Source organism: Rodentibacter rarus, from assembly GCF_001998965.1.
Lineage (GTDB): Bacteria > Pseudomonadota > Gammaproteobacteria > Enterobacterales > Pasteurellaceae > Rodentibacter > Rodentibacter rarus.
This window is the reverse complement of the sequence record NZ_MLHJ01000009.1, coordinates 38,155-51,222: the sequence shown is the minus strand read 5'-3', so window position 1 is coordinate 51,222 and position 13,068 is coordinate 38,155. Positions and strand designations below refer to the sequence as shown.

Here is a 13,068-nt window from a genome sequence, read left to right as displayed (position 1 = left end):
TATAAAAGTTTGAAACGAATTCTTCGTGGCAAGGGGGAGGGATATATGTGATCTCTCCCCTCAGTAGGACAATTAACTACGGCGGCCTCTTCGAGATTTTTCGTTAAAAGAGCGGTTGTTTTTTTCATTAAATTTACGCCCACTACGGTCATCATTATCCCTACCACGACCTTTACGTTTTCCACCAAAATCATCACGATCGCGTGAGTGTTCAGATTTTACCGCACCAAGAAATGACATTCTCATTTGCTTATTTAACACACGGGTTTTACCAAATTGTTGAAGCAATTCTTTTGGCATTCCTTGCGGTAATTCTACGGTGGAATAATCATCATAAAGTTTGATATGACCGATATAACGGCTATTAATATCGCCTTCGTTGGCAATCGCCCCCACAATGTGACGAACCTCAACCCCATCCATTCTACCGACTTCAATACGGTATAAATCCATCGGTTGTGGATTGCCATAGCCTTTTCGTTCACCACGACGTTCCGCAGAACGTGGGTTCTCACGGCGTTCATTGCGTTCACGACGGCGTTTTTCCATTGGCGGATCAGGTGGCAGAATGAGTTTTTGTTTGCCTTGGAGCAACATTAACATGGCGGCGGCAATATCTTCTTGAGCTTGGTCGGCTGTGAATAAATCTTCCAATAAGCTACGATATTGTTCTAAATCATGATGTTCAAGCTGTTTGGTAATTTTGGCAACGAATTTTTTACGGCGACAATCTTGCAAAACCAAATGATTTGGTAGTTCCACTTCCTTAATCGGTTTTTTCATCAAATGTTCAATATTGCGTAGCAAACGGCGTTCACGAGGTTCAACGAAAAGTAATGCACGACCGGAACGACCGGCACGACCGGTACGACCGATACGGTGAATATAAGATTCGGCATCAAGCGGAATATCATAATTCACCACAAGGCTGATACGCTCAATATCAATCCCCCGTGCGGCAACATCAGTGGCAACCACAATATCAAGACTACCGTTACGCAAGCGATCAAGGGTTTGTTCGCGTAACTGTTGGGTCATATCGCCGTTAAGTGCGGCTGAACGAAAGCCATTTTTTTCTAACAGTTCGGTAATATCTAGCGTGCCGGTTTTGGTGCGGGCAAAAATAATTGCTGCATCAAATTCTTCCACTTCAAGAAAGCGAAGTAGCGCCTCATTTTTACGCACACCGTGGACATACCAACAGCTTTGCTCAATATCCGGTGCATTTTCGTTATTAACTTTAATTTTCACCTCTTGAGGGTTATTCATAAAGCGTTTGGTAATACGGCGAATCGGCTCCGGCATCGTGGCAGAGAAGAGGGCGGTTTGGTGTTGCGCCGGGAGCTCAGCCATAACGGTTTCCACATCATCAATAAAGCCCATACGCAACATTTCATCCGCTTCATCTAACACAATAAAACGAAGATCGGATAAATCTAATGTGCCACGGCGAATGTGATCGAGAATCCGCCCCGGTGTGCCCACTACCACCTGTGCCCCTTGTTTTAGCGCACGAAGTTGAATGTCATAACGTTGTCCGCCATAAAGGGTTACGATACGTATCCCCTGGGCATATTTGACGAATTGTTCGCAGGCATCTGCCACTTGGATAGCAAGCTCACGCGTTGGAGCCATCACCAACATTTGTGGATATTTTTCCTCTGCATCAATTTGAGCCAATAACGGTAAAGCGAAAGCTGCCGTTTTACCGCTACCGGTTTGTGCCATCCCTAATACATCGTTACCGTTCAGTAAATGTGGGATACAGGTTTGTTGAATGGGAGACGGCGTTTCAAACCCCAAGTCCGAAACTGCGTTTAAGATAAAGTCAGGTAAGCCTAATTCATTAAAGGTGATTTTGTCAGTCATTAAAATACTCGAATATAAAAAAGGAAAGCTCAAAGAGGCTTTCAGGTTTGTTTGTTGTATCCCGATTTTTGCTTGATGCTTTGAAAAGCGTATTGAGTATTAAGAGACGAAAATCTTCCTTTTGTCCCCAATTTTCTCAAATAACCTGCAAGGAATGAGATATGATGTCATTAAAGTGCGGTCTAAAAAGTCACCGTTTTGTGACCGCACTTTTTCCGTCTTTTTCCTCTTCCATTTGAGCCGGTTTTAATTTCATCAGCTCAAAGGAGGCAAAACGATACTCAACAAAGTTATAAACCTGATTTGCCATAGCCAGTTTAAACAAAGCAGCTGCTTCATCAACCAGCCCTACATTGAGTTTTTGTTTTGCTAGATAAAAATAGGTTTCCGTGAGAATTTCAGCATATTGTTGCGTGTTTTGGGCAAATTCACCGGCACGCTGTTGTAATTCTTCTACGGAAATGTGTCCTAAGTAATATTGAACGATATGTGTACCCCAGAAGTCCTCAGATAGCCCTTTTGCTCGTTCAACAAGGTTTTTATGGGCATCTTGTGGTTTTAATTTTTGCTCGTTCAAATAGAGCCATAAGACACGATAAGGATCTTTTGTATCAGCTAGGTAGAACTGTAAAAAATCTTGCTCGGCAAGATTATAGCGCCCTACATAATAAAAATTTAAACCACGGTTAAGGTGGGTGTAGTCATAGCTTGGATCTAATTCAAACACAGCATTGAAGGTTTCCAATGCGCCGTCGTAATCTTCCTCAAGCAATAAGTAAAGCCCTAGATAGTTATACACGGAAGCCATTTTAGGCTGCAATGCCAGGGCTTGGATAAAATCATAACGAGCAAGCCCCCATAAACCGAGAGCGTCATACAGAACACCCCGTTCAAAATGTAAGGACGCACGTTCTTCGTTACTCATTTTTCCGACAAGCAATACTTGGCTAATTCGTACAATCATCACTTCTTGTTCAAAGTGAACATTCGGATTCTGTTCTGCCAGTACTACCCGATTTTTAGACACAAAAGCACCACTAGATTGGATACAACCGGTAAGAAACAATATTGCACATAAGCCCAATAAATAGGCGAAACAACGGCAAAATAACCGAAAATACTGCATTTGCTTTCTTTTGTGTAATTCATTCAGAAAATAACAAAACTTGATGGTGTGATACCACCAAGTTTTGATTAAAGTTATCAAGATTATTCCAACATTTCGGCGGGTTCTTCTTGAATCATTTCGAGATCTGGTTTTGGCGCAAGATCTTTCATTGTCAGACGAATACGGCCTTGACGATCAATTTCCACCACTTTTACATTGACTTCTTGACCAAGTTGAAGGTAATCGCTCACTTTCTCGACACGCTCCTCAGCGATTTGAGAAATGTGAACTAATCCTTCTTTGTTGCCCACTATAGCAACGAAAGCACCAAAATCTGCCAAGCGGGTCACTTTACCTTTATAAACCGCACCGGTTTCCACTTCTGCAACGATTTCTTCAATGCGCACCATCACGTTTTTCGCTGCATTATTATCAACAGCGGCAATTTTCACTGTACCATCGTCATCAATATCAATTGACGTACCGGTTTCTTCGGTTAGGGCACGGACAGTTGCCCCGCCTTTACCAATCACATCTTTGATTTTCTTCGGATCGATTTTCATCGTATGGATACGAGGGGCATAGTCAGAAATCTCTGCACGAGGTGCCGGAATCGCTTGTTCCATAACACCGAGAATATGCAAACGTGCACTTTTCGCTTGATTTAACGCAATTTGCATAATTTCCGGTGTGATCCCTTCAATTTTGATATCCATTTGAAGTGCGGTTACGCCTTCACGTGTACCCGCCACTTTAAAGTCCATATCACCAAGGTGATCTTCATCACCAAGAATATCGGAAAGTACCACGAATTTTTCATCTTCTTTCACTAACCCCATTGCGATACCTGCAACCGCTGCTTTAATAGGTACACCGGCATCCATTAATGCTAATGACGCACCACATACCGATGCCATGGATGAAGAACCGTTGGATTCAGTAATTTCAGATACCACACGCACTACATAAGGGAATTCCGCAAGGGTTGGCATGACGGCCGCCACACCACGTTTTGCTAAACGACCGTGACCGATTTCACGACGTTTTGGTGAGCCGATCATACCGGTTTCACCCACAGAGTAAGGTGGGAAATTGTAGTGGAATAAGAAATGATCGGAACGTTCACCGGTCAATTCATCGATAATTTGTGCATCACGCTCAGTACCTAATGTGGCAACGGCTAAGGCTTGGGTTTCGCCACGGGTAAAAATAGCCGAACCATGGGTGCGTGGTAACACCCCGGTGCAAATATCCAAAGCACGCACAGTATCAACGGTACGACCATCAATACGGGGTTCACCGGCGATGATACGACCACGAACGATTTGGCTTTCAAGTGCGGTGAAAATATCAACGATTTTCCCTTCACTGATCTCTTCATCTTCTGCAGTAATTTGTGCGATCACATCTGCTTTAATCGCATCAATTTGCGCATAGCGGGTTTGTTTTTCGGTAATGCGGTAAGCATCGCCCAAACGGGTTTCTGCAATGGCTTTTACTTTATTGATTAAATCCGTGTTTGGCTCAGGTGCAACCCAATCCCAACGTGGTTTACCGGCTTCTGCGGTAAATTCTTTAATCGCTTCAATCACCACTTGTTGTTGCTGATGACCGAATACTACCGCAGATAACATTTGTTCTTCAGTTAAAATATCCGCTTCAGATTCCACCATTAATACGGCTTTATCTGTTCCTGCCACAACAAGATCCAAACGGCTTTGTTTTTGTTCCGCCATGGTTGGATTTAACACAAATTGATTGTTGATAAAGCCAACACGAGCAGCACCGATAGGGCCGCTAAATGGCACGCCGGATAAAGATAATGCCGCCGAAGCACCAATCATCGCCACTAAATCCGGGCTGATTTGTGGATTGACGGACACAACAGTAGCAACCACTTGAATTTCATTGAAGAAACCTTCCGGGAATAATGGGCGGATAGGGCGGTCAATTAAACGGGCAATTAAGGTTTCGCCTTCAGACGGACGACCTTCACGTTTGAAGAACCCCCCCGGAATACGACCGGCGGCGTAAGTACGCTCTTGATAATTCACCGTTAAAGGGAAGAAATCTTGACCTTCTTTCACATCTTTTTTCGCCACAACGGTAACGAACACGCTGGTATCGTCCATACTTGCCATCACAGCGGCAGTGGCTTGACGGGCAATCGCACCGGTTTCTAATGTTACAGTGTGTTGACCATATTTAAATTGTTTAACAATTGGATTCACTATGTTTTCCTTTGATTTTGATATTAAAAACAACGTTTTATTTTCCAGATTGCGACTAGCAAAAGAAATCTTTAAGAAAATTGACCGCACTTTTGTGAAAAAATTTCTTTTGTTAGCCGCACGCTAATACAGAAAATAAAACTTGCACATTATACAGATGTTTTGCTGTGATTGGTAACTTTATTTCATAACAGCAACTTGTTATGATAGCTTGATTTTTATTCATTCATAAGGAGAGAAGATGATTATCAGCAGCCTAACTAACCCGAATTTTAAAGTGGGTTTACCAAAAGTGATTGTGGAAGTGTGCGATTATCTCAATACATTAGACCTCAATGCCTTAGAAACCGGTCGTCATGATATTAACGATCAAATTTATATGAACGTGATGGAACCGGAAACAGCAGAAGCAAGCAGTAAAAAAGCAGAATTACACCATAACTATCTCGACATACAAGTGTTAATTCAGGGAACAGAAAACATCGAAGTTGGTGCAACCTATCCGGATTTAGCAAGCTATGAAGATTACAATGAAGCTGATGATTATCAGCTCACCTCAGCAGAAATTGAAAATAAATTTACAGTCACATTAACGCCGAATATGTTTGCCGTATTTTATCCCTACGAACCGCACAAACCTTGCTGTTTAGTGAATGGAAAGGCGGAAAAAATTAAGAAGCTGGTGGTGAAAGTGCCGGTTTCGTTAATTTAGTTTTTATGTCAAGTGCGGTTAAAAATCCTGTTGTTTTTTAACCGCACTTTGGTTGCTTATTTCAGGACAGTGATTGTCCATTTTGCGTCACCGATTTGTTCAAAATTGGTGACTTCATAACCTTCCTCCGCCGCCCAAGCCGGGATAGCTTCGGTGGCTTGCGTACAATCGAATTCAATTTCAAGGCCATCGCCTTTATTCAGTTTTGCCATTTCGGCTTTGGCTTCCACTAGGGGAAAAGGGCAAACTAAACCCAGTGTTGGTAATTTTACAATCATGTTTTTCTCCTCAAATTAAGCGGTAACCGCTTTTAATTGTTGTGGACGGATAATGGTGAAATAAGCGGCAAACCATGTTCCCAACACCATTAATGGAAGGGATACCCAACCTTGCCATGAAAAATAAGCGGTCGCGACAAGGGCATTGCCGATTGAGCAACCACCTGCTAGGCTCGCTCCAATTCCCATGAGTGAACCACCAAATGTACTGCGTATCATAGTTTGCGTATCCGGTAGGCGAAGACGAAATTCGTTGCTCCCTTTTGCGGCGATAAATGAACCGATAAAGATCCCTAATACTAAGAATACGCCCCAATTAATAAATTTGACCTCGTTGGTAATTAAGAATTGCATGATATTGGCTGATGGCGTAGTGATGCCCAAACCACCAATTCGTCCGGTTGCCACACTTAATGGCCAAGCCGCAAGGGCAATCAAACCGATTAATGTGGCAGAAACAAAAGGATGCCAACGTTTTTCAAATAAAATATGGGCAAGGCCGGTTTTCTTTGGTTTGAGTGTTGCCACTTTTGCTTGTGGTTTCGCCAAGTGTTTATACACCAAATAGCCTGTGATAAGGGTTAATAATGCCACCAGCCACCATGCGGATATCCCAACACTTTCATAAATATTGCGTTCGTCTACTTTTACACTGCGTAATGTTTGATTGAACTCGCCCAAAGGACCGGTACGCATCATTGCACTAAACAGCATATACATAAACAATGCTACCCAGCTCCCGATTAAACCCTCTGCCGCACGATACCATGTCCCTGTAGCGCAACCGCCGGCATAAATAATGCCGATGCCAAACAGAAAAGAACCGACCATCACGGCAACAAATTCAAAGTTTTTGACCGGTTCAATATTTAACCAACCCACTTCTTTCAAAATGAAAAAACCAACGGATTGCACAGTAATGGCAATCAGCAAAGCAACAAACATTTTATTGCTTTTTGTCACATAGAGATCACGGAATGCGCCCGTGATACAAAATCGTCCACGTTGCATCACAAAGCCAAGCAAAATTCCACAAAATAACCCGGTTAAAAGCATTGGTCCTCCTAAAGTCAAACAAAGAAAAGATAGGGTTATTTTTAATGAATTCAGCCTGAAGATGCCAAGAACTTTTGGTTAATTGATATGTAATTTAGGAATAAAGACAAATTTTACTCTGAAAACCAAATAAAATTCTAAATTAAAAAATCACTAATAATTCTTTCGATCTTAATATTGAAATCAATTAGTGATAAAAAACGTCAATAATGGAATATCTCAGATTAAGTCTTGACGTTAAGATTCTGATAAACAAATATAAAAGAAACTGATAAGAAATAGAAGATGAGAAAGAAAGTGAGGTTAAAAATTACAGTATTATGTAGTAGTTGCACAAATATCTAACCGATTAAAAGCCTTAAAATCTCTATTGAAATTTTAACTCAATGGTGATTTTTATGTAAATTCACATAACTATCCACTTATCAATCGTAAAATTAATACGTTAAAGCGTAAAGCAGAGCATTTTAAATATTGTCGTGAAAATGCTTTAACAAAGATCAAAACTGAGGAGGCGTTGTTTATTCTCAATCCTAATCACGATAATTTCTTTTTAAATACCAATGTTCCAATTGAAGCACATAAATACACTTATCTCAAAAACGGTTTATTAAAGAAATCCCCTGTAAATTGGTTGCAGCTATTCTGCAAAAAATATATCAATTAATGGATAGCAACCAGTGAAATTGTTTTAAAAATTTTTGAAATGGAAAAGTTAGAATATGATGAAATTCTGTATCATCCTATACGACATGGTGTTATTGAGGTAGTCAAAAGGCAAAAGAAAAATAAGTCGGTGGGCTAAATAATAAACCTAGTGCAAGAAGAGTGAATCAATCTGAATGGTTTTTACCGCAAGGGGTTAATTGAGCGGTAGAAAAATACCACTATTTCCATTGACAAAGCTGCTCTCTGCGGCTCACTTGTATTCGGATAATCGAATTTGATTGACAAATCGTGAAAGACGCATTGTGTTCATAACTCACCTTCCTACGTTTTTTTCGCCATATAGTTATATACTACTAATAAGGCAAAGATTCCGACAATTATAACCGGAATAATATTTGCAATAAATATTGAGCCATATTGCCTAATACAATCCCTACCGCACTAAAATTCGAATCGTAAAATGTGGTATTGGAAAAACCAAGCACAGGTAATAAAAAAATCGGTAAGAAGTGATCAATAAACCATAAGTAAATACAGCGATAATTGCCCCACATTATATTGAATTAAATGCTGAGTTGTTAGCAAGAGACAATGTATCGAAGTGATAAATACGAGTTTTTTCTAGCTTTTTCTTAATTTTTTCTTGGTAAAAAAAACAACAAAACTAACCACACTTTCATTTCCCCATTTTCTCCAATAAAAACTCAATCACCGACTGTACTTTCCTTGCTTTTTGGCTGTGTTGTAAATAATACAAATAGAGTGGCGGATATTCACGCCAATGATTTTGTAAAATCGGCACAAAATTTTCTTTATCCTCAAAAGTTTGCATATTGGGTTCAAAAATTCGTCCTATTCCTAAACCTTGACGAGTAGCATCGGCAATAATTTCAGGATCATTGCAAAGTAAGGGCGTATCCATATTCAATGCCGTCTCTTGCCCATCAATATTCAATACAAGTGGTTCAATTCGATTGGAAGAAATAAAGCGATAACCAATGAGCTGGTGTGCGGTCAAATCTTTCGGTGTTTTGGGCTTACCGTATTTTTGTAAATAGGCTTGGCTCACATACAGCCCCTCTTTAAATGCAGGCAGTAATTGACGTGCAATCATTCCCTCATCAATGCGATTGCCAAATCGAATACCAAGATCAAAGCCTTCTTCTAATAAATTGACTAAGGCATCATTGAGGGAAATTTCCAGTTGAATTTGTGGATAACGGTTATGAAATTCCGTTAAATAGGGGCGTAAAATTAGTTGATAAGCAAAGCGGGAAAGGGTGATCCGAACCGTACCACTCGGTTCGCTATTAAAATTTTGGATTTCCTCGAACGCTTGATTGAGCGTCATCATTGCCATTTTTGTTCGGGCAAACAATTGTCGCCCCGCTTCGGTCAGCTGAATATTTCTTGTGGTGCGATGAAACAGGGGAACACCCATTTTTTGTTCCAATAACTTCAACGATTGGCTGGCAGAAGGCACGGCAATGCCCAGTTTACGAGCCGCGGCGGAAATACTGCCTTCTTGTGCAATGATTTGAAAAACATTGAGTTGTCCATAATACGAATTATCTTTCATTATTAGTTTATTCCTAAAAGTATTTTCGCTTTTCTCTACTTAATCATCATAAATATTTTGGCTATAATGCGCAACATCAGATAACAATTCGACACAGGAAAATGCAATGAAAAATATACTGATCGTTTCAGGTCACCCTGATTTAAACCACTCCGTAGCAAATACTGAGATTTTACAAGCGGTGGGAAAATCCTTACCTCATGCCAAAATCCGCCGTTTAGACAGTCTTTATCCAACCTATCAATTTAATATTGAAGCGGAGCAATCCGCCATTTTAGAAGCGGATGTGATCGTGTTTCAATTTCCGTTCTCTTGGTATTCCGTCCCGGGATTAATGAAATTATGGATTGATAAAGTATTCGTTCACGGCTTTGCACACGGCTCAACGGCTAAAATTGGTGGTAAAAAATTGATTATTTCCACGACGACCGGTGCACCAAACGCGCTATATCAAAAAGAGGGCTTCTTCAAACACACCGTAGAAGATTATTTATCACAGTTTGAAACCTTTGCAGCGTTATGCAATTTAGACTATCAACGCCCGGTGATCACTTATGGATTAAGCTATGTAGGACGTGATGAAGCTAAAATTGCGGAGCAAAAAATGATAGCGCAAGAGCACGCTGCACGTTTAGTCACTGAGATTGAGAAAGCAGTGGATTGATATTTAATTCCTCAGCCTATAAATCAATCACATTATTAAAGGAAAAGCGATGTATATTATTAATATCACTGTTAAATCAGACATTTCTGAAGAACAACACAATGAATTATTCCCAATCCATGTTGAATGGTTTAAGAAATATTTCCAAGCAGGTCAATTTTTAATGCTTGGCCCTTATACGGATACCGATGCACATTCGGGTGTCATTTTTGCCGAAACAGAAAGCCGTGAAACATTACAAAAAATTTTAGAAGAAGATTGCTACTATCCGAATTTAGCTGAATATGAAATCCGTGAGTTTGCGCCGAAAATGATTGCTGCAAATATTGGTAAAGTAGTGAAAGCCTAGTCTGTCACGCAATAAAATACATATCCTCCCTTATCCAAAATGGTAGGGAGGATATTTATTATCTAATCTTCTTTTCCTAAAATCTGATTGACTTCGCTTTTATATAACACGGCTTTCGCACCGAAAACGGCTTGAATTCCTCCACCGACTTCCAACACATCAATGGCTCCAAGGGATTTTAAGCGGGCTTTATCCACTAATTTCACATCCTTAACGGATACCCGCAAACGGGTAATGCAAGCATCCACATTTTCGATATTTTCCGCACCACCAAGACCTACGATGATCTGATGAGCATTTTCCGTGAGAGAAGTGGTTTGCCGTTCTACGCTTTCTTCTATCTCTTCCGCTCTTCCCGGTGTCATCACATTGAATCGGGTAATTAAGAAACGGAAGGAGAAATAATAGAGTGCCGCCCAAAGAATACCGACAAAAATAACACGAACCCAATGGGTATTTGCCTCACCTTGTAAAATGCCAAAGAGTAAGAAATCAATAAATCCGCCGGAGAACGTATTTCCAATGGAAATATTCAGTAAATCGGCAATATAGAAAGAAACACCGTCCAAAAATGCGTGGAAAACATAAAGCCAAGGCGCAACGAATAAGAACATAAATTCAATAGGTTCAGTAATACCGGTAATGAATGAGGTTAAGGCCGCCCCTAAAAATAATCCGCCAATTTTTGGCCTGCGAGCTTTTGGCACACAATGATACATCGCCAAGCAGGCTGCCGGTAAACCAAACATCATAGTATCAAAACGACCGGCAAAGAAACGTGTGCCTTCAGTAAATAAGCCTTGATGGTTCGGATCAGCTAATTGAGCAAAGAAGATTTTTTGTGCACCAATAATCGTTTCGCCGTTTACGATTTCTGTTCCACCCAATTCTGTGTACCAAAATAGCGGATAGATCATATGGTGTAGCCCTACTGCGCCACTTAACCGCATAAGAAAACCATAGAAAAATGTACCGATCTCACCCATTGAAGCAATGCTTTGTCCTGCGGACACTAACCAGCTCTGAAAAGTCGGCCAAATTAAAAAGAAAATGGCACCAATAAAAATCGCCGTAAATGCCGTGACAATTGGCACAAATCGGGAACCACCAAAAAAGCCCAAGATTTGCGGTAATTGGATATTATGGTAACGATTATGCAGTTTTACTGTCACCAATCCCATCACTAATGATCCAATCACACCGGTATCGATACTTTTTACTTCAGGGGAGAACAGAGGAATTAAGGCAGAAATCGTCCCGGTCATAATCAAATAACCGACCACTGCCGCAAGTGCAGCCACGCCTTTATCCCGTTTTGCCAGTCCAATACCTAAACCGATACAAAGAAATAATGCCAAATTCGCAAAAACCACCGAACCGGCAGAAGACATAATTTGGAAAATCCCTTGCAATAAAGGATTATCCAATATGGGATAGGCTTGTACCGTAGCTTTATTGGATAATGCACCACCAATACCAAGTAACAGACCGGCGGCAGGCAAAATGGCAATCGGCAACATAAAGGCTTTGCCGATTTGTTGGAGTTGTTTAAACATAGGTTCCTCACTTTAATTTGAAATTTCTATCATTGAAGTGAATACTTCAAGATAAATCACAAATAGATATGACTTTTTTCTTATCACAGTAAGATAAATCAAATAGTTACACTCTATGACTAAATCCCTCTATAATCAACGATCAAACGTTGATTTTGTGATAGTGTTAACATTTTTTATAGAAATTTTATCTGCTAATTTTCCCCTAATTTTCTCCCTTTAAAATTCACACCATCGGAAAGCAAGTGGGTTGCGAACCGTCACTCTCAAACTTCATACAAGGAGAAAACAATGAAAAAATCAAACAAGGCTATCTTAGCTACTTTATTAACCGGTGTAACGGCATTCGGTGTGGCGAATATGGCGCAAGCGATTTCACCTGAGGCGCAAGAAGCCTTAGCAAAAACGCAAATTTCCGCAAGCCAAGCACTGAGTACCGCACAAAATAAAATCGGTGCGGATGCTAAAGTCAAAGAAGTGGAATTTCGTCATACCAAATACGGTAAGGATTATTTCCAAGTAGATCTTTTCGCCAATAATCAAAAACATCAAGTGGATGTAGATGCCGTAAACGGTGAAATTTTAGGTACAACCAGCAAAACCCCAAAAGAAGTAAAAGTACGCCAAAATCAAAACACACCTAAAATTTCCTTTGAACAGGCTATGAATGTCGCCATAGAAAAAACAGGCGGTAAAGTGGCAGAGGCTGATTTAAAATTCCGTGATGGACAAGGCTTGTATAAAATTGAAACCAGTGCCAACGGGCAACGCTTCCACGTTATGGTGAATGGTGAAACTGGTGAGATTATGGATATGCCAAAACATCAAGGCTATCGCCAAGGTGAGCATAAACATAAAGAAAGACACGGCAAAGGCAAACATCATCATGAAGAAGGGTACAGAGGGGGCTTACACACTGAACGCCCGATGTAAAAACACATTGAAAATCGACCGCACTTTATGAAAAAGTGCGGTTTTCCTTTGCCAAATTTTCGGT

At 40.5% G+C, this 13,068-nt stretch carries 11 protein-coding genes and 1 pseudogene; 4 read left to right on the top strand and 8 right to left on the bottom strand.

Translation table 11 applies throughout. From position 1 onward, the window contains the following. Positions 1-72: 72 nt before the first annotated feature. From BKK50_RS01305 to pnp, 3 genes are all read right to left on the bottom strand, one after another. A complete protein-coding gene (locus tag BKK50_RS01305; protein WP_077414588.1) occupies positions 73-1,869 on the bottom strand; it encodes a DEAD/DEAH box helicase in 1,797 nt (598 codons plus the stop codon). 190 nt (positions 1,870-2,059) lie between these two features. After that, positions 2,060-2,995 carry a lipoprotein NlpI gene (gene nlpI / locus BKK50_RS01300; protein ID WP_077414586.1) on the bottom strand — a complete coding sequence of 312 codons (936 nt, stop codon included), beginning with the start codon at positions 2,993-2,995 and terminating at the stop codon, positions 2,060-2,062. Between the two features lie 83 nt (positions 2,996-3,078). Next, positions 3,079-5,208 carry a polyribonucleotide nucleotidyltransferase gene (pnp, locus tag BKK50_RS01295; protein ID WP_077414584.1) on the bottom strand — a complete coding sequence of 710 codons (2,130 nt, stop codon included), beginning with the start codon at positions 5,206-5,208 and terminating at the stop codon, positions 3,079-3,081. 241 nt (positions 5,209-5,449) lie between these two features. Between pnp and nanQ the strand changes: the two genes are divergently transcribed. Beyond that, on the top strand, positions 5,450-5,920 hold the full coding sequence (nanQ, locus tag BKK50_RS01290) for an N-acetylneuraminate anomerase (protein WP_077414582.1): 471 nt from the start codon (positions 5,450-5,452) through the stop codon (positions 5,918-5,920). Positions 5,921-5,976: 56 nt separating this feature from the next. On the opposite strand, the gene BKK50_RS01285 is transcribed toward nanQ, so the two are convergent. From BKK50_RS01285 to BKK50_RS01270, 4 genes and pseudogenes are all read right to left on the bottom strand, one after another. After that, positions 5,977-6,198 carry a sulfurtransferase TusA family protein gene (locus BKK50_RS01285; RefSeq protein WP_077414580.1) on the bottom strand — a complete coding sequence of 74 codons (222 nt, stop codon included), beginning with the start codon at positions 6,196-6,198 and terminating at the stop codon, positions 5,977-5,979. Between the two features lie 15 nt (positions 6,199-6,213). Beyond that, positions 6,214-7,254: a YeeE/YedE family protein gene (locus BKK50_RS01280; RefSeq protein ID WP_077414578.1), complete on the bottom strand. Its 1,041-nt coding sequence runs from the start codon at positions 7,252-7,254 to the stop codon at positions 6,214-6,216. A gap of 990 nt (positions 7,255-8,244) precedes the next feature. Then, a pseudogene (locus tag BKK50_RS12740) lies at positions 8,245-8,473 on the bottom strand (PTS ascorbate transporter subunit IIC); the annotation flags it as partial. Between the two features lie 126 nt (positions 8,474-8,599). Further along, complete coding sequence (locus tag BKK50_RS01270; protein WP_167366629.1) at positions 8,600-9,502, bottom strand: LysR substrate-binding domain-containing protein; 903 nt, start codon at positions 9,500-9,502, stop codon at positions 8,600-8,602. Positions 9,503-9,608: 106 nt separating this feature from the next. Between BKK50_RS01270 and BKK50_RS01265 the strand changes: the two genes are divergently transcribed. Further along, positions 9,609-10,166: an NAD(P)H-dependent oxidoreductase gene (locus tag BKK50_RS01265; RefSeq protein ID WP_077414574.1), complete on the top strand. Its 558-nt coding sequence runs from the start codon at positions 9,609-9,611 to the stop codon at positions 10,164-10,166. A 49-nt stretch (positions 10,167-10,215) separates the two neighbouring features. Beyond that, the gene (locus BKK50_RS01260) at positions 10,216-10,515 is read left to right on the top strand and encodes a YciI family protein (protein WP_077414572.1); all 300 of its coding nucleotides are present in this window, start codon (positions 10,216-10,218) and stop codon (positions 10,513-10,515) included. Between the two features lie 62 nt (positions 10,516-10,577). Here the strand turns inward: BKK50_RS01260 and BKK50_RS01255 are convergent, their stop codons facing one another. Then, positions 10,578-12,071, bottom strand: a complete 1,494-nt coding sequence (locus tag BKK50_RS01255; protein ID WP_077414570.1) for a PTS transporter subunit EIIC — start codon at positions 12,069-12,071, stop codon at positions 10,578-10,580. 291 nt (positions 12,072-12,362) lie between these two features. Here BKK50_RS01255 and BKK50_RS01250 point away from each other — a divergent pair, with 291 nt between their 5' ends. Next, positions 12,363-13,004: a PepSY domain-containing protein gene (locus tag BKK50_RS01250; RefSeq protein WP_077414568.1), complete on the top strand. Its 642-nt coding sequence runs from the start codon at positions 12,363-12,365 to the stop codon at positions 13,002-13,004. Positions 13,005-13,068: the final 64 nt, after the last annotated feature.

Bases quoted from the DNA above. Each gene is read 5' to 3' on its own strand.
- BKK50_RS01270 (WP_167366629.1), bottom strand. From the start codon at position 9,502: ATGAAAGATAATTCGTATTATGGACAACTCAATGTTTTTCAAATCATT.
- BKK50_RS01305 (WP_077414588.1), bottom strand. From the start codon at position 1,869: ATGACTGACAAAATCACCTTTAATGAATTAGGCTTACCTGACTTTATC.
- BKK50_RS01265 (WP_077414574.1), top strand. From the start codon at position 9,609: ATGAAAAATATACTGATCGTTTCAGGTCACCCTGATTTAAACCACTCC.
- BKK50_RS01285 (WP_077414580.1), bottom strand. From the start codon at position 6,198: ATGATTGTAAAATTACCAACACTGGGTTTAGTTTGCCCTTTTCCCCTA.
- BKK50_RS01280 (WP_077414578.1), bottom strand. From the start codon at position 7,254: ATGCTTTTAACCGGGTTATTTTGTGGAATTTTGCTTGGCTTTGTGATG.
- BKK50_RS01260 (WP_077414572.1), top strand. From the start codon at position 10,216: ATGTATATTATTAATATCACTGTTAAATCAGACATTTCTGAAGAACAA.
- nanQ (WP_077414582.1), top strand. From the start codon at position 5,450: ATGATTATCAGCAGCCTAACTAACCCGAATTTTAAAGTGGGTTTACCA.
- nlpI (WP_077414586.1), bottom strand. From the start codon at position 2,995: ATGCAGTATTTTCGGTTATTTTGCCGTTGTTTCGCCTATTTATTGGGC.
- BKK50_RS01255 (WP_077414570.1), bottom strand. From the start codon at position 12,071: ATGTTTAAACAACTCCAACAAATCGGCAAAGCCTTTATGTTGCCGATT.
- BKK50_RS01250 (WP_077414568.1), top strand. From the start codon at position 12,363: ATGAAAAAATCAAACAAGGCTATCTTAGCTACTTTATTAACCGGTGTA.